A 16,244-nucleotide genomic window follows, 5' to 3' on the forward strand; every position below is an offset into this window, starting at 1 on the left:
ACTGGTGCATCCCGCTACGACGGAAACGAGGGACCCCCGCCATGAACGGCTCGCGCATCGCCGCCATCGGTCACTACCAGCCCGCCCGGGTGCTCACCAACGAGGACCTGGCGGGCCTGGTCGACACGAGCGACGAGTGGATCCGCAGCCGGGTCGGCATCAGGACCCGGCACATCGCCGGTCCCGACGAGCCGGTCGACGAACTGGCCGCGCACGCCGCGGCCAAGGCCCTCGCCGCCGCCGGTCTCACCCCCGGCGACATCGACCTGGTGCTGGTCGCCACCTCGACGGCGATCGACCGCTCCCCGAACACCGCCGCCCGGGTCGCGGCCCGGCTCGGCATCCCGCAGCCGGCCGCGATGGACATCAACGTGGTGTGCGCCGGGTTCACCCACGCGCTGGCCACGGCGGACCACACCGTCCGGGCCGGTGCGGCCGGCCGGGCGCTGGTCATCGGCGCCGACAAGATGTCCGACGTCACCGACTGGAGCGACCGCAGCACCTGTGTCCTCGTCGGCGACGGCGCCGGGGCCGCCGTCGTCGAGGCCTGCGCGCCGGGGCAGCAGCCGGGAATCGGGCCGGTGCTGTGGGGGTCGGTGCCGGAGATGGGGCACGCGGTACGGATCGAGGGCACACCACCGCGGTTCGCACAGGAGGGACAGAGCGTCTACCGCTGGGCCACCACCCAGCTGCCCGCCATCGCCCAGCGCGCCTGCGAGAAGGCCGGCGTGTCCCCGGCGGACCTCGCGGGCGTCGTCCTGCACCAGGCGAACCTGCGCATCATCGAACCGCTGGCGGAGAAGCTGGGTGCCGTCAACGCGGTGGTCGCCCGCGATGTCACCGAATCCGGCAACACCTCGGCGGCCAGTGTCCCGCTCGCCTTCTCCAAGCTGATCGAGCAGGGAGCGCTCAGCACGGGCGACCCGGTGCTGCTGTTCGGCTTCGGCGGCAACCTGTCGTACGCCGGGCAGGTCGTACGCTGCCCTTGAGCGGGCGTGGTCGGTACACCTGGCGGGATTCTGTATACCGGCAGCCTGGATCTTGTAGACCATAGACTGCAGACAAAAGACACGATATCGAGCTCATCGATACCGAGCGTCCAGGGTTCACGCGCCAGCGCTGCCCAGGAGGGGGACCGCGATGTTGTCGGCCGGACTACCGCAGGGATCGATGCCGAAGCTGGAACGTCCCGGACCGCTGCGCGAGCGCGTCTACGAGGCGCTGCTGGACCTCATCACCACCCGCGCCCTGCACCCCGGCCAGCATCTGGTCGAGAGCGAACTCGCCGGGTACCTCGGCGTCTCCCGGCAGCCGGTGCGCGAGGCGCTGCAGCGGCTCAACACCGAGGGCTGGGTCGATCTGCGGCCCGCGCAGGGCGCGTTCGTGCACGAGCCGACCGAGGAGGAGGCCGACCAGCTGCTCACGGTCCGCACCCTGTTGGAGGCGGAGGCGGCCAGGCTGGCGGCCCTCAACGCCGGCGAGGAGGGGGTCGAGGCCCTCTTCGACATCGTGAAGGAGGGCCGGACGGCGGTCGCCGCCGACGATGTGACCCGTGCCGTGGCACTCAACGTGGCCTTCCACGCCAAGGTTATGGAGCTGGCCGGCAACGCGGTGCTCGCGGAGCTGGCCGCGCAGGTCGACCGTAGGGTCCGCTGGTACTACACCCCCGTGGCGCGGCTGCGCGGCGGGACTTCCTGGAGCGAACACTCGGACGTGGTCTTCGCGATCAAGGACGGGGACGCGGAACGGGCCGGCCGGCTGATGCGCGAGCACACCGAGCACACCCGGCACTCGTACCGCCACCGCGACGAGACCTGACCCGCCGCCGTCACGTCCCGGACGGACCGCGTCCGGCGTCACGCCGCCGCAGAACCGGGCTTCCGCCGCGCCGGCGGCTCACTGTTCGTACACAGGATATTGCATTCTGCATACAGTCGCCCCGGCCAGTGCTCTGGTTCAGCCCAGGTCGCCCTCCGTGCGGCGGATACGCAGGTGAAACGCACTCTGAAACCTTGGTATTGTTGTCCATGTCGCCGCGGGGAACACCCCCCGCAAGGCGGCACACACCTAGTCCGGGTGGCGGAATGGCAGACGCGCTAGCTTGAGGTGCTAGTGCCCTTTATCGGGCGTGGGGGTTCAAGTCCCCCCTCGGACACCAGCAGAAACCCCAGTTCACCTGGGGTTTTTTCTTTTTCTCCGGCTGTGGCGCGACCGACCACGTGATCAGCATCCTGGAGACCACGCGGGAATCTGCCGGCTCACGTCAGGGCCGTGGTCGAAGGGGCGCCGGAGGGTCGGCCGCGATCGCGGCCGGGTCCGGCTGGTAGCCCAGTCGTGCGGCGAGTACGGCCAGCTGGGTGCGGTTGGCGGTTCCGGTCTTCGTCCGCAGGTGTCGCAGGTACGTGTCGACGGTGTGCTCGCTGATGCCCAGTCGGCGGGCTATGCCCCGGTAGGTCTCCCCTCCCGACAGGAGGACCAGCACTTGCTGCTCCCGGGGGGTGAAGGCGTGCGGCGCCTCGGCGGCGTAGGCCATTGCGGACTCCTGGTGTCGGGTCGGGTGAACGCGCGAACGGTTGACGCCGGACGGGTCAGCCGCCCCAGGAGGTGTCCTCGCACCAGGGGAGGCCGGGATGGTGCGGGCCGTCCTGACCGTCGGGACCGTCGTCTTCGACGGCAGCTGCCCGGGCGATGAAGGAGGCCGCCCTCGGGCCCGGCGTCGCCGCGGCAGCCGTGCCGGCCGAACAGAGGGCGAGCAATCCGGCGGCCACGACGAGTCGGATGGGCAGGGACGATCGCGCCATGGTGGTTCTCCTGTTCTCCCGGACCTGTCGTCCGGGGCGCCGGTTGCGGACGGGCACCAGACTGCCCCGTCCCCGGTCCCGTGCGAGAGAGCGCTCCCCGTCAGGAAACCACCTGGCAGCAAGACGCCAGGCCCCATAAAGGACTTTTCATGACAAAGAGTGACGTCGCCGTATGTGGTCCCGTCCCCCGAGGAGCCGTCAGCGGGACAATCGGCGGACCGGTACCGGCGTTCTCCCCCAGGTCTCCCGGCAGCGCCCGAGCCCTGCCCCGGCAGCCCGCCCACAGGCTCCTCCCGGCGCGCCGACGTGCTGCGCGCCCCCCGGTGCCTAGGCTGATCGACTGAACCGTACGGCTCTGCGAAGGGCCTGACAGATCGGTTGGGGGGCAAGGCCATTGGTATCGAACGACACCCTGGATGACGTCCAGGGACTGCAGGACTCCGACATAGCCGTCTACGGCTGGGTGTTGGAGCACGGGACCGCCGACGTGGCTGCCATCGCCGCGGCCACCGGGATCAGCCCGCAGAGCGCTGCCGCCGGCATCAGGCGCCTGCTACGAGTCCGACTGCTCCAGGGCAGCCCGGACAGACCGCCCGGGATCTGCGCGGTGGCGCCCGAGACCGCCGCCGCCCAGCTCGCCTCGCCGTTGGAGGCGCAGATCCGCGATCGTCAGCGGCAATTAGCGGGCATCCAGCGCGAGTTGCACCGCTTCGCTCCGTCCTACGAGCGGCACCGTTCGCGTTTCGGAGCGGTGGAGGCCCTGGCGAACGTCCAGCTCGTGCGCGTCGCCCTCAACCAGGCGTCGGAGCACTGCCGAAAGGAGGTCCTGACCAGCCAGCCGGGCGGAGGCTCCCGGGCCTCCGAGGCGATGGAAGAGGCCCTGGTCCGCGACCGGGCGATGCTGGAACGCGGTATCCGGCTTCGCACCCTCTACCACCACACCGCCCGCTTCAACGGGCCCAGTCAGGCGTACGTCGCCGCGGCCTCCGCCCTGGGCGGGGAGTACCGCACGGTGCACGAGCTGTTCGGCCGCCTGATCGTCTTCGACCGCGAGACCGCGTTCATCCCGGCCCAGGACGGCAGCTGGGGGGCGATCGTGATTCGCGAGCCGTCCATCGTGGCCTATCTGTGCGAGGTCTTCGAGCAGAACTGGGACCGGGCCACACCCTTCACCACGGCCGTCGGCCGACAGCTCGTGGAGGTCTCCCGGGAGATCGACGAAACGATCGTCCGGCTGCTCGCCGCCGGCCTGAAGGACGAAGCGGTAGCCCGCCGTCTGGGCATGTCGCTGCGTACCGCCCGCCGTCACATCGCCGACATCATGGAGGAACTGGGCGCCGGGAGCCGGTTCCAGGCCGGGTTCCGCGCCTCGGCCCGGGGGCTGCTGGACGGAGCGCCGACCGAACTGGCCACCGCACCCTGAATCCTCCGACACGGCCCGGGGAACGGATGATCGTGACTGCCCCGGGCCGGCGACCGGAATGCCCGGGGCGGACGCCGCGCTACCCGGGACGGTCAGGGACGCACGGCCACCACAGGCACCGGGGGGCCATGAACACCGCGCCGTCGGCGGACGGAGAGATCCTGCCACGCGTGCTGGAACTGGCGCGGTTCCTCGACCTGCACCGCGGCGACGGCCCCGGCATCCTGTGGCCCCGAGGAGCAACCTCCGGTCCACGGCCGGCCGGACGCCGCTGCCGCCCTCACCGCGGCGGCCCGTGAGCTGGAACGGCTGACGGGCATGCCGGTGACCATCGGGACCCACCGAACGGACGAGGCGGGCACCCGGCCGATGCCCACCGGCTCCTCCCGCCATGTGCTGGTGCGGCACACGGCCGGGGCCGGATCCTGGACGCTGCTCGGCGGAGCCGGTACGGCCGCAGAGGACACTTCCGCTGTCGCCTGCGGTCCGAGGAGGTGCTCTGCGTGCCACCCGGCTGGCGGTGGCACGCCCACCTCACCCCGAACGCACGGCTGACGCTGGTCCGGCTCGGCCCGCCCGCTGCGCCCCGCCGGTGAGACGGTGGCCGTCGTCAGCCGACGACCGGCCCGGCCGCCGCCGTACAGGCGAACCGAGCGGCCATGAGGGCGGCCGGACGCCGTGTGTCATGACCGGAGCGCGGGCCGCCGGACGATCGGTCGCCGGGCGTCCGTTCCCGGGGCGTCGGCGCCGGGAGGAGGGGACGCACTCGTGTCCGGCCGGGCGGCGAGCAGCGCCAGCCGGCTGAACCCGGCCCGTGTGAGGACGTCCTGCAGTCGAGCGTCGGGCGTCCCGGTGGCGGCCAGCGTCTCGACCCCGATACCGAAGGCCCAGCGCGCCAGCAGCTCCACGCCCCGCGCCGCGAGCGCCGGAGCCGTTTCGCCCCGGGCGAGGACGGCTTGTATTTCGGCGTGGCCGGCCTCGGGATCCCGGTACTCCAGCGTCAGTTCGGCTGCCACCTCGCCCGCGGCGCCCTCGACGAGCACGTCCGCGCGCTCACCGGCCAGCCAACGGGCCGGTGCGTGGGCGCAGTGCAGCGCGAGGGCGGCCCGGTCCTGCGGTGCGCCCGGTGTTCCGGCCGGGGTGTGGCCCCGTAGCGCGGCGAGGGTGGCGACATCGTCCGGGCCGACCGGGCGCAGGGTGACCACCGCATCGGTCAGTGCGCCTGCCGGAAGGTCCGGCAGCAGCCGGGGGGTGCGGGCGTCGTCGTCGGCCGGCAGCCGGGACCACAGGGTGGCGGAGTGCCGCTCGGAGCCGGCTCCCGGCAGGACGCTGCGGAGTTCCCCTTCCCGGCGGAAGCCGGCGGCCAGCGCCACCCGCTGGCTGCGGACGTTCTCTCCTCTGATGAACATCTCGACCCGGTGGAGGCCCCGGGCGAAGCACACATCGGTCAGAGCCCGGGTGAGCGTCGTCGCCACCCCGCGGCCTCGGGCGGCCGGGGCGACCCAGAAGCCCAGTTCGGCGCTGGAGCGGCGGCGGGTGACGTGGATGACGGCACCGGCCAGCAACTCGTCGCCGGCCGGGTCGGCGACCGCGTAACCGAGTCGGTCGGGATTCCGCCGGGCGCGGGACGCTGATGAGCCCACCCAGGAACGCATGGTCTCGGTGGTGATGACGCCCGGGTTGCCGGACATGAAGCGCAGGGTGTCGGGATCGTTGCCGTTGGCCACGAGGACCGGCACGTCCGAGTCCCGGTAGGGGCGCAGACGCAGCCCGCGGGCGTCGAAGGCGCTGGGGAACTCCATGGTCGCTCCGATTCTTCTAGGGAAGTGGATGCCGGGCCAGGCATTCGGGGGCCCCACCGGTGATCCGCCACAGTGCGACCCGTGGCAGGCCGCACGGACGCCCTGGGAGGGCGTACCGGTCGGCCGCGTCGCCGACCCGGCCGATGGGTGTGGCCAGCCGCCAGTGCCGTGCGGCCGAGCGTGCGCTGTGCAGCCGGCTCGTGAGCGCCGCCAGTGGCACGCGCCAGCCGCCCGCAACCAGCTGCGCCAGGCGTCGTTCGAGCGGGACGGTGATGTCGCCGCGCCACACGACCATGTCGACGCGCTCGGTGCGGCCTTCGATGACGGTGCTGCCGAGTGGCCGCAGGCCGTCGTCGGCCAGGGGGCCCACGACCGGACCCCGACGGTCCAGGAACGCGTCGAGGGTGAGGGACGGGGTGCCGCGCGGGCGCAGCAGCGTGACGGCCGCCAGGCCGTCGAGACCGTGGAGCGGGGGGCAGCCGCCGCTCACCACCCGGTGGTGGGGCACGGTGGTGTCACCGCCGCAGTCCCGGGGAGGTCTCAAGGCCGGTCGGTGGCGGTCGACGGCCGCCCGCACGTCATCGGTCACGCGGGGCGGACCTGCGAGGAACAGGCGGGCGTTGGCGCCCGGGTACCCCCGCTCGATCACCTCGCGCACGTCCGCCGGGGTGATCCGGCCGACGGACCGCGTGGTGGTGCGGCCGATGGCGTCCAGACCCGGTTCGTCGGCCGCTGCGGCGGCGAGCACCGGCCCGAGCCGCAGCAGGGGCCGGTGATCCATGCGGCGGGTCTCCAGGAGCACCGCATGACGTTCGCCTTCGAAGACGTCCGGGGTGGCATGGGTCGTGTGCCCCGACGCGATGTCGAGGAGGCGGCGCACCAGCCGTCCCGCGTCGTCCGGATCGCCCGTGCCCCGGAACGTGGTCCGGTCGATGCCGGTCACGGCGTCCAGGGGGATGCCGCCGGTGCCGGCGGCCGGTGCGGCGAGCACCTGGAGGTGCTCGGCCAGGTGGGCGGTGCCCTCGCGGTCCGCCGGGTCGTCGCGGGAGCCGCAGCCCACCACGAGGGCGGCGCCGACCGAGTGGGCCCACGGCAGGACCTCCCACTCGACGCGGAGCCCACCGGAGTCGAAGGCGAGACCCCGGGCGGCCGAGGCCGCTTCCGTGTCGTTCACTGGATCTCCTCGTACGCCGCAACGAGTTGCCGTCGGTGTCGCCCGTCGAAAGGGCCGACCGCCGCGACCGCCGGGGGAAGCGGGACGAAGGACAGGCCCGGCAGGACGTCGAGGTCCGCCACTGCCGCCAGCCGCGCCCGGATGCCGCGCCGCCCGAGCACGTACCGGCGGAGTTCGTCGGCGGGGCCGAACGGGCCGTCGAGTTCGGCGAGCAGCCCGGCCCGGCACCGCCACCGCGCCAAGCGCGTCTCCTCGGGCCCGACGGCGTCCGCCAGCTGACGGAGGGTTGCCGCCAGCACGCGCACGGCCGCCGCGGCGTCCTGCGGCGCCACCGTGGCGGTGGCGTCGATCGAGGCGCAGCCGTGCTGCTGCGCGCATGCGGCGGTGAACCCGTAGGCGAGGTGGTTGCGGTGGCGCAGCTCGCGGTGAAGCCGTCCGTCGGTGCCGTTGCCCAGCACCTCGACCACGAGGTCGAGGACCCCGGATGGCGGGGCCTGCACGGGAAGACGCACCGCGACCCTCGCATCGCTGTCGGCACGCACGGCGATGTCGAGTCCGCCGCGCCACCGGGGTGCGTCGGTGTCGGCGTCGGCACGGTGCTCCGCCCCGGGCGACGGCTCGCCGCCGCCGCCCGGCGCTGTGGTGGCGTCGTACACCTGCGCCCGGGACACCAGCAGGTCGACCGACCGGGCCACGTCGGCGGGCGTCACCGCGGCCACCGTGTCGCGGGTGATCCCCCGGTCGTGGGGGAGGGTTCCCCAGGAGGCCCGTTCGAGTTGGCTCTTGACGTGGGCCAGCATGGTCGCACCGTGTCCCTCGGCCGCTGCCACCAGCCGTGCCCGGAGGCTTGAGAGGAGTTCCTCCCCCGCCGCTCCGGAGGGCAGCCGGGTGCGTCGTACGTCGTCGACGATCCGGGCCAGCTCGGCGGGCTCGTGCGACCAGTACGCGAAGGACGAGCTGTGTCCGTCCAGGCGGTGCCGCGTGCGCCAGCCTTCGGCCGCGGCGCGCGCCGCGGCACCGCGGCACCGTGGTTCGTTCAGCACGGCGGCAAGCAGAGCGGCCAGGCCCGCCTTGTCCGGCGGGTCGTCGAGGTGCCCGGCGGGGAGGTCCACGATGACCGCCCCGCCGGGGCGGGAGGGGGCTGTGTCACCGGCTCGGACGGCGGTGGGCGCGCCAGGCAGGACGGTGGTCACCGGGCGCCTCCGCCGGTCGGCAACGGCACCGGGGACGGCACCGTCGTCCGGGGCGGGCCGTCGGCTCTCAGCGCCCGCCATGCCCACGGGGCCGCGGTCGCGCCGGCCAGGACACCGCCGACGGCCACCACGGCCAGCACCGGCAGCCACTGGGTCAGCAGCGCCGCGGTGCCGAGGCCGGCGAGCTGCCACACCGCTTTCCAGGCTCGGCGGACGGCGGTGACGCGCCCTCGGTAGTGCCGGTCCGGACGCTGCTGGCAGTGCATGGTCGGTCCGATGACGATCAGATACGCGTGCACGCCCAGAAGCAGTCCGGCGAGTACCACGCACCACGTCCCGCCGTCGGCCGCGAGCCAGGCCACCGCGAGGGCCACCGGCGCGGTGCCCAGGACCGCGGTCATGAACAAGGACGCGGCCGGCACGTCGCGGCGGACCCGAGCGAGCACCAGGGTCACCGCGAGGCTGCCCAGACCGGCGCCGAGCCCGAACAGCCCGGGGGCCTGCTTGAGCGCGGTCGCGCCGAAGTGCATCAGGACCAGTTCGCTCGCTGCGCCGAAGCACAGGTTCCAGGGCGCCTCGGCGGCCACGGTCGCCCGCAGCACCGGGTCGGTGCGGACGGCGGCCAGCCCCTGCCAGAGCTGCTTGCGGACCTGCCCGCGCCCGGGTGCCTCATCGCCGGCGCCGCCGGGTGCCTTCGGCAGCATGCACGCGGCCGCCACGAGGTAGGACAGCGCGTTGATCCACACGACCACGGTGATCGAGGAGTGCGTCAGCAGTGCGGTGCCGAGCAGCGGTCCGATGGTCACGGCTGCCCCGGCCGACGCGTTGAGCAGGGAGTTGGCGGCCAGCAGACGACCGGTGGGCACCACGTCGGGGAGCATCCCCATGAACGCGGGGATGCTCAGCGCCGCGAGCACCTGGAGCACGGCGAGGTGCGGGTAGACCCAGCCCAGCCGGTGCGGGCCGACGCTGAGCGCCAGCGAGGCCGCCACCACGAAGGAGGAGAGGTCGACGGCGATCACCAGGCGGCGGCGGTCGAACCGGTCAGCGAGCACACCCGCGAAGGGAGCGCAGACGATCTGGGGTACGAAGTTCATCCCGAGGGCGAGGAGCCCCGCGACGGTCGATCCCGAGACCTGCCGGATCCACAGGGGGAGCGCCAGGTACTGGATGTAGCCGCCCAGCAGCGACAGGGATCGCCCGGACCAGATCAGCAGGAACGCGCCGCCCAGCCGCTCGGGGCGGGAAGCACTACCCATCGGCCCGGCCGTCCCTCTCCGCCGCCCAGGCGCGCTGGGACTTACTGGTGCGATCCCGGGGCACGCCGAGCCGTACGTCCAGCTGCCGGGCCAGCTGGTCGAGCCCGGCCAGCACGACCGGAAGCGAGGAGTTGACCTCGATCTCGACACAGTCGTAGCGGCGGCGCTCGGCGCGGGGGGTCGCAGGGTCACCGAACTCGACCTGGTCCAGACTGCAGCAGACCTCCGTGCCGTCGGCGGTGCGCCCGTACCACTTGTACCGCCGCTGGACGGCGACACCGGCCGGCTGCAGGGCCCCGGCGAACAGGCCGAGCCTCCCCGCGTGGGCGACGGGCAGTACCGAGCCGTCGTGGATGCGGGAGCCGACCTCCCGGTGCGGTACGCGCTGGCGCACCTCGAGGCCGTCGCGCCAACCGCGGCGGTGGATCGTCTGCTTGAACACGACGACGCAGGTCTCGGACGGTGCACCGCTGTTGACGACGATGCTCAAGGAGTGGCCGGCGCGGGCGAGGCTGCCCGAGGTGTCATCGAGGTAGAGCACCGACTGCAGGTGGTCCTGCGGCTCGACGGCCGCGTCGACGAGCTCGGCGAACATCGCCGCCTCGACGAAGGCCGCCGGATCCGCAGCGGCGGCCGTGGGGAGTTGCCACTTGCACTCGTGCTCCACGCCGATGTGGATGTCGTCGTCGCAGAGGGGCGTAGCTGCCGCTGCCGTCTCCATTGGTTGACTCGCCTTTCAACAGGTCGGGGTGACCGTCGGCTGCGGCATGGTGAACACGTCGACATCGACGGGACTGCGCAGGGCCAGGGCGCTCATCGCGGCCCGGCGGATCTCCACCGCGCACGAGCGCGGCGGCCGGAAGTGTCCGGACTTCAGGTTGGCGGTGACGAAGAGGTGCTCCGGGGACCCCGCCACCACCAGTTCCCCGGCAGCCCTGACCCTGAGCCGGTCGGGGACGAGCATGGGGTGCACGACGCGGGCCTCCTCGACGCGGCGGCCCGGTGCCCAGCCGAACATCATGTCCGCGAGCCGGTGAGGCTGCGGCCACACCCACAGGGCGCCCGCGTCGTCGACCGCGTAGAGGTAGGAAGCCCCGACGGTGAGCAGCGCGAGTGCCTGGCCGCGGTCCCGGAGCCGAACGGCACGCAGGCCCGTGCCTTCCAGGGAACGCCGGTACCGCGACTCGAAGAAACGGCGGTCGAACTCGATCACCGTCGGATCCACGGACACCGTTCGATGGAACTGCTGCGCCGGAGCCGGGGGTCCGGCTGCGTCGAACCGGCTCTGGATGGCGGGTACCAGCTCGCCGATCCGGCTTCGCACGGGGGCGCAGCCGAGGTCCCGGGCGAGCAGTGTCCGCATCGAGATCAGTTCCTCGTACAGCAGGAAGGTGACGGCCTGCGAGTCGGGCCCGTAACGGGCCGACGCGGCCTCACGCACCCGGGCGAAGCGTTCCACCACCGGATGGGGGTCCGACCGGACCGGCATCGTTCGTCCTCTCTCCGTAGCCTGTCGTCGTCCGGCACCGTCGTCCGGCACCGTCGTCCGGCACCGGCGGCCGTCGCCAACGGCCGGAGCCGGGGCGGTGGCGCGGACGGGCCGCGCCACCACCCGCGGCCGCACTCAGCTGTAGTCGGAGAAGGTGGCCTGGGTCATCGACAGGGCCTCGGTCCCGTACTCGGTGGCGTCGAGCTCCACCAGGTCCTGCACGATCGCGTCGACGCGGAGCAGCTCGTTGCTGGTGATCTCGCTCATGGCGTTCTCCCTCGGTCTCGGTTTCTTCGCCCGCAGTGTCGTCTGCCGGCACGAGGAACTCTGCCGAACCGCCGGACCGCGGCCCAGTCACGTCTTCACGGGGGGCGCGCTCCAGGTCACGGACACGCGTGACCGCCCCCACGGGATGTCCGGCCCCGACGGCCGATGCCCGCGGTGAGACCGCTGCCGCCGCCGTCCCCCGGTCCGTTCGCCGCGGGCCCCACGTGATCTGATCCACTCCCCGTCAGGGGCGTACCGCGCCGCGGGTGGTGTGTTCCGTAGGCGTCCCAGGCGAGGCGTGTGTGTCGTTCCAGGTCCAACGTGTTGTCGCCCGTGCCGGGTTCAGGGGCGGAGTGCGTAGCAGCGCAGTACGTCGAGATCGGCGGTGCGTACGAGGGACCAGCCCGCGGTGAGCGTCTCGGCCTCGGCGGCGGTGATCCCGAGGTGCCTGCGGGGGTCGTTGTCCTCGCGGCGGCCGGCTGGTTCGGTGACGACCCGGAAGGTCCCGTCGGGTGCCAGGACCTTCCGGACGCGGTCGAGGAAGGCCGGCTTGTCGTCCATCCACCGATAGACCAGGCGGCAGGTGACGACCGCGTACGAGCGTTCCGGCAGGGCGTTGAGGTCGTCGGCGGCGAAGTCCATCAGATGCCAGGTCGGCCCTTCGCCGTGCTGGTGGCTCCGGGCTTTCCGGGCTGCCGCGGCGAGGGCGCCGGGAGAGAAGTCGATGCCGGTGGTGCGGTAACCGAGCTGGTGGAGGTGGTGGGCGAGGGCGCCGTCGCCCGTGCCGATGTCGAGGGCCGGGCGTCCACGGCCGGGGCCGACGTGATCCGCCAGAAGCGTGGCCTCGGCGCTGCTGACTTCCCGGTACCGGCGTCCGCCGGCCCAGAGCGGCTCCCAGTAGTCGGCGGTGGCAGGGGTGCTCGTCATGCGGCTCCTTCGAGAGCGGGCGGGACAGCCGAGGCCGTGGTCCCGCTGGGCATTGGCCGAGGTTTCGGACGGAGCGCAGCAGCCGATGCAGGATGCCTGGCGCGCCGCCTTCTGCCGCGAGCTCGCGTACAACGACCCCTGCGCCACCCCCGCCACCCGGACCGGGAGCCGCGCCGATTACCACACCTCCCGGAATCGGCGGGCCATGGGTCTGGGACCGCCGGCCCTGACGGCGTCGCGCGTTTTCATGGGCGGCGGACGAGGAGCGACTCCGATGGGTGGGCGATGTGCCGCCGTCATGCTCGGCGTCTCGCCCCGGCCGTTGCGCCCGGCGCCCGAGGTGAACCCGCCCCTGCGCGACCACGGCCGTATCGTCGGCCATCCTGGGCGTGGCCGTCACCGCCGTGGCTCAGTGTGCGACCAGCCGCTCGCTCATCCACTGCAGCATCGACGGGATCTCCCTCTGCCAGGTGTGGAAGTTGTGCCCGCCGCTCGGAAGGATGATCGAGGAAATCCTGGTCACGTTCGTGTCCTGCACGCTCTTGATGAACTTGAGCGTGTCCTTGTAGTTGTGCTCACCGACCTTGCTGCTGGTGACGAGCAGCGACGTCTCGGGCGCCGTCAGGTGCTTGAGGTCCCAGAAGAGGTCGGCACGATTCCGCAGGTTCTCGTTCCCGCGGAAGAGGTCACCGGTGGTGGGGTCGATCGGCGCCTTGTAGTACGGCGACAGGCCCGCGGCGGCCGCGTACGAAGCCGGGTGGTGCATGGCGATCTTCAGCGCGCAGTAACCGCCGGTCGAGTCGCCGACGATGCCCCAGCCGGCGGGCGTCTTGTCGACCCGGTAGTGAGCCACCACCGAGTCGCGCAGGTCCTTGGCGAAGAAGGTCTCGGTCTGCGGGCCGCCGGGAACGTCCACGCACTCGGTGTCCCGCGGCGGCGCCACGGTCGGCCGCAGCATCACCAGGATCATCGGCTGCATCTTCCCCTGCCGGGCCAGCTGCTGCGCCGTGGTGGGGTAGTGCAGCTTGTCCACCAGCGCCTGAGCCGTGCCGGGGTATCCCGTGAGGACGACGGACACCGGGAACTTCCGCGCGCGGTTCTGCGGCTGGAAGTACTCCGGGGGCAGGTACACGAACGCCGGCGTGGCGATGTGGGTCGTACGGCCGATGATGTCGACCTTCTGGACCTGCCCGGCCACCTGCGGCAGCGGGCTGCTCGCGCCGATGACGCGGGAGGCGGAGACCACGTGGACGGGGCTGCTGCCCTCCGCCATGTGGTCGACGACCACGCCCTGGCCGTTCTCCTGGCCGAACAGGTCGGCCCAGCTGGCGTAGAAACCGAAGGCCTGGTTGGCGTAGAGGCCCACGGAGGCGAAGAGCGCCAGCTGTGTGCCGAGGAGCAGGCCGACCCGGCCGCTGATGGCCCGCCAGCTCTGCCGGGCGAGCCGCGGCCACAGCCACACCGTGCCGACGAACAGCACGACGGCGAGGACGATCGCCAGCACCAGCACTTTGTTGCTCGTGAGACCCATGGGCTGTTTCCTGCCTGCGTTTCCGCCCGGCACCCGCCCGCGCTTTGTTGCGAGGGCTTGCCCGGGGCTTTCCTTGGCCTGTGACCCGGCCTTCCGATGGGGCGAGGTTCCGACCCGGTCCAGCCGCAGCGCCTGCTGAGGTGTCCGCGCTCCGAGGCCGAAAGAGTGCTGCGGCTGCGAAGCACACTGATTTCTGTCCGGTTCAGCTTCCGGCCGGCGGCTGGATGTAGTCCTCCAGGCGGGCCACCGCGAAGCCTTGTTCCCGGATCCGCTTGAGCAGATGGGCGAACATCTCCGTCATGGTGGCGCCCTTGAGCTCCGCGGGGCCGCGGAAATGGGCGAGGATGATGTCGCCGGGACGCAGCCTCTTGCCTGGCTCTTGGTACTGCATATCGCGTATCTGCATGGACTCGCGCCACCAGACGATCGCTCGCGGCCCGCACTCTCCCACCGCGATCCTGGTGTTGTTGTTGTACGCCCCGTAAGGCGGCCGGAAGAGGAACGGGGCGGTGCCGAACTGCTGGGTGAGGATCCTTTGGTCGCCGCACACCTCTTGCTTCTGGCGGACCAGTGGGATGGTGTTCATCGCGGGATGGTGCAGGGTGTGGTTCTGGATGTGGTTGCCCATCGCCTGTAGTGCCTTGAAGTACCCGTAGTCCGACTTGATGGCGTCGTTCATCAGGAACATCGTGATCGGGATCTTCAGGTCCCGCATCATCTCGATGAACCTGGGGTCCTTCTCCAGTCCGTCGTCGACGGTGATGAAGACGACCTTCTGGGATGTCGGTATGTGTGTGAGGACCGGAACCGGGCCGGTCGGGGACAGCTTGACGGGTTTGTCCGCCGGGGGCTCGGGAGCCGCGGACAGCGGCGTCAGGCCCCACTTGTGCCAGGCGGCAGGCTCAGCCGTGACGTGCGACGCGGTCCCGGGCACGCTGCCGGCGGTGGCGGACGCCGACGAGGTGGCCGCCGGACCGGCTGCGTCGCCGCCGCTCATGCCGCAGCCGCCTGCGGACAGGGCCAGGAGCACGCCGGCCAGCGGGGCGTAGAACCTGCCACCGCCCATGTCGCGTCGCTTCACCGTACCGGTCTCCTGACTGCAGAACCACTGACCTTGACCCTGGTGGGAAGGTAGCCCCGCCATGAAAGGCGAAGTTCAGCGCAGGGTGAGAATATGGCCAAAGCTGACACCGCCGGTGCGGCGGGTGAAGGAGTTTCGCGCAGCTGCTTGGCGCCCGAGGTCTTCTGCCGCGCCGGCTGCCGGAGCCGTGCAGACCGGCTTGGGTGCGCGGGGGCTCTTGTCTCGGTCCTGGCGGCCCGCGCAGCGGAGCGTGGACGATGACGAGCGCTTTGTCGGGCACACCGGTTGGTCAAGCATGCGCGGTGGAGGACGGGGGCCCGGCGGTGACGTTCAGCAAGAAGGTGGACCGGATCACAAAGATCCCACAAGGACCGCCCCTACGGTGCCCGGCGGAAGCCGGCAACGAGGGGGAGCACCGTGGATCGTTCACGTCGTCTGGGCGGACGCTACCGTCTTGAACAGGTCCTGGGGCATGGGGGGATGGCCGAAGTATGGCTGGCGTACGATCTGCTGCTGTTCCGCCCGGTCGCGGTGAAGGCGCTCCGGCCGGAACTGGCGGCCGATGCCGAACACTGGGCGCGTTTCCGCCGTGAGGTCGTCTCGACGGCCCTGCTGGGCCACCCGTCCGTCGTCGCCGTCCACGACGCGGGAGAGGACACGATCGACGGCCACCTCGTGCCGTACCTCGTGATGGAGTACGTCAAGGGCACCACGCTCCTCCAATTCGCGCGCGAGGCACGGATCGCCGGACCCGAGCACGCCCTGGAACTCACCGCCGGCGTGCTGGAGGCGCTCGGTCACGCCCACCGCCACGGCATCGTCCACCGGGACATCAAACCGGCGAACGTCATGCTCTCCCACGAGGGCACCGTGAAGGTGACGGATTTCGGCATCGCCCGCTCGGTGGATCGGGCGGGTACGACCCTCACCCGCACCTCGGCGGTGGTGGGCACGGCCGCGTACCTCTCGCCGGAACAGGCCCGGGGCGAGCAGGTGGACGTCCGCACCGACCTGTACTCGACCGGCTGCCTGCTGTACGAACTGCTCACCGCCGCCCCCCGTTCACCGGTGACACCCCGCTGGCCGTGGCCATGAAGCATCTCTCGGAACCACCGGTGCCTCCCTCTGCGCACGCCCCGCAGCTGCCTGCCGCCTACGACACCCTGGTGCTGCGCGCGCTGGCCAAGGACCGTGCGGACCGGTACCAGACCGCCGAAGAGATGCGCGACGCCATCGGGAAGGTACTGGCGGGCCGTGCCACAGCGGTCACCTCGCCGCCGGCGGATCCACCTGCGAC

16 protein-coding genes and 1 tRNA gene are annotated in these 16,244 nt (G+C 72.0%); 5 read left to right on the top strand and 12 right to left on the bottom strand.

The window, feature by feature from the left end:
* Positions 1-41: 41 nt before the first annotated feature.
* The 3 genes from ABT171_RS17465 to ABT171_RS17475 all read left to right on the top strand — a co-directional run bounded on the left by ABT171_RS17465 (position 42) and on the right by ABT171_RS17475 (position 2,158).
* On the top strand, positions 42-989 hold the full coding sequence (locus ABT171_RS17465; protein ID WP_351244558.1) for a beta-ketoacyl-ACP synthase III: 948 nt from the start codon (positions 42-44) through the stop codon (positions 987-989).
* 151 nt (positions 990-1,140) lie between these two features.
* Complete coding sequence (locus ABT171_RS17470) at positions 1,141-1,818, top strand: GntR family transcriptional regulator (RefSeq protein WP_351244560.1); 678 nt, start codon at positions 1,141-1,143, stop codon at positions 1,816-1,818.
* Positions 1,819-2,070: 252 nt separating this feature from the next.
* Positions 2,071-2,158, top strand: a tRNA-Leu gene (locus ABT171_RS17475).
* A gap of 105 nt (positions 2,159-2,263) precedes the next feature.
* Here ABT171_RS17475 and ABT171_RS17480 read toward each other — a convergent pair.
* On the bottom strand, positions 2,264-2,533 hold the full coding sequence (locus ABT171_RS17480; RefSeq protein ID WP_351244562.1) for a response regulator transcription factor: 270 nt from the start codon (positions 2,531-2,533) through the stop codon (positions 2,264-2,266).
* Between the two features lie 55 nt (positions 2,534-2,588).
* Positions 2,589-2,801, bottom strand: coding sequence for a hypothetical protein (locus tag ABT171_RS17485; protein WP_351244564.1), 213 nt, complete (start codon positions 2,799-2,801; stop codon positions 2,589-2,591).
* Between the two features lie 394 nt (positions 2,802-3,195).
* Between ABT171_RS17485 and ABT171_RS17490 the strand changes: the two genes are divergently transcribed.
* Positions 3,196-4,224: a helix-turn-helix transcriptional regulator gene (locus ABT171_RS17490; protein ID WP_351244566.1), complete on the top strand. Its 1,029-nt coding sequence runs from the start codon at positions 3,196-3,198 to the stop codon at positions 4,222-4,224.
* Positions 4,225-4,907: 683 nt separating this feature from the next.
* Here ABT171_RS17490 and ABT171_RS17495 read toward each other — a convergent pair.
* The 10 genes from ABT171_RS17495 to ABT171_RS17540 all read right to left on the bottom strand — a co-directional run bounded on the left by ABT171_RS17495 (position 4,908) and on the right by ABT171_RS17540 (position 14,947).
* A complete protein-coding gene (locus ABT171_RS17495) occupies positions 4,908-6,026 on the bottom strand; it encodes a GNAT family N-acetyltransferase (RefSeq protein WP_351244568.1) in 1,119 nt (372 codons plus the stop codon).
* Positions 6,027-6,042: 16 nt separating this feature from the next.
* Positions 6,043-7,200, bottom strand: a complete 1,158-nt coding sequence (locus ABT171_RS17500; RefSeq protein WP_351244570.1) for an insulinase family protein — start codon at positions 7,198-7,200, stop codon at positions 6,043-6,045.
* Positions 7,197-8,393, bottom strand: a complete 1,197-nt coding sequence (locus tag ABT171_RS17505) for an insulinase family protein (protein WP_351244572.1) — start codon at positions 8,391-8,393, stop codon at positions 7,197-7,199. Before ABT171_RS17505 ends, ABT171_RS17500 begins: the two co-directional genes overlap by 4 nt.
* Complete coding sequence (locus tag ABT171_RS17510; protein ID WP_351244574.1) at positions 8,390-9,652, bottom strand: MFS transporter; 1,263 nt, start codon at positions 9,650-9,652, stop codon at positions 8,390-8,392. Before ABT171_RS17510 ends, ABT171_RS17505 begins: the two co-directional genes overlap by 4 nt.
* Positions 9,645-10,373, bottom strand: coding sequence for a hypothetical protein (locus ABT171_RS17515; protein ID WP_351244576.1), 729 nt, complete (start codon positions 10,371-10,373; stop codon positions 9,645-9,647). Before ABT171_RS17515 ends, ABT171_RS17510 begins: the two co-directional genes overlap by 8 nt.
* A 15-nt stretch (positions 10,374-10,388) precedes the next feature.
* A complete protein-coding gene (locus ABT171_RS17520) occupies positions 10,389-11,141 on the bottom strand; it encodes a hypothetical protein (RefSeq protein WP_351244577.1) in 753 nt (250 codons plus the stop codon).
* A 135-nt stretch (positions 11,142-11,276) separates the two neighbouring features.
* Positions 11,277-11,408 (bottom strand): hypothetical protein, encoded by a 132-nt coding sequence (locus ABT171_RS17525; RefSeq protein WP_351244578.1) that lies wholly within the window; start codon positions 11,406-11,408, stop codon positions 11,277-11,279.
* Between the two features lie 342 nt (positions 11,409-11,750).
* A complete protein-coding gene (locus tag ABT171_RS17530) occupies positions 11,751-12,335 on the bottom strand; it encodes a class I SAM-dependent methyltransferase (protein ID WP_351244579.1) in 585 nt (194 codons plus the stop codon).
* A 409-nt stretch (positions 12,336-12,744) separates the two neighbouring features.
* Positions 12,745-13,866 (bottom strand): alpha/beta hydrolase, encoded by a 1,122-nt coding sequence (locus tag ABT171_RS17535; RefSeq protein ID WP_351244581.1) that lies wholly within the window; start codon positions 13,864-13,866, stop codon positions 12,745-12,747.
* 202 nt (positions 13,867-14,068) lie between these two features.
* On the bottom strand, positions 14,069-14,947 hold the full coding sequence (locus ABT171_RS17540) for a polysaccharide deacetylase family protein (RefSeq protein WP_503075504.1): 879 nt from the start codon (positions 14,945-14,947) through the stop codon (positions 14,069-14,071).
* Between the two features lie 480 nt (positions 14,948-15,427).
* Between ABT171_RS17540 and ABT171_RS17545 the strand changes: the two genes are divergently transcribed.
* Positions 15,428-16,042 (top strand): protein kinase domain-containing protein, encoded by a 615-nt coding sequence (locus ABT171_RS17545; RefSeq protein WP_351244583.1) that lies wholly within the window; start codon positions 15,428-15,430, stop codon positions 16,040-16,042.
* Positions 16,043-16,244 lie beyond the last annotated feature (202 nt).

The sequence above is a fragment of the Streptomyces sp. NPDC001851 genome (genome assembly GCF_040297165.1).
Taxonomy (GTDB): Bacteria; Actinomycetota; Actinomycetes; order Streptomycetales; family Streptomycetaceae; genus Streptomyces.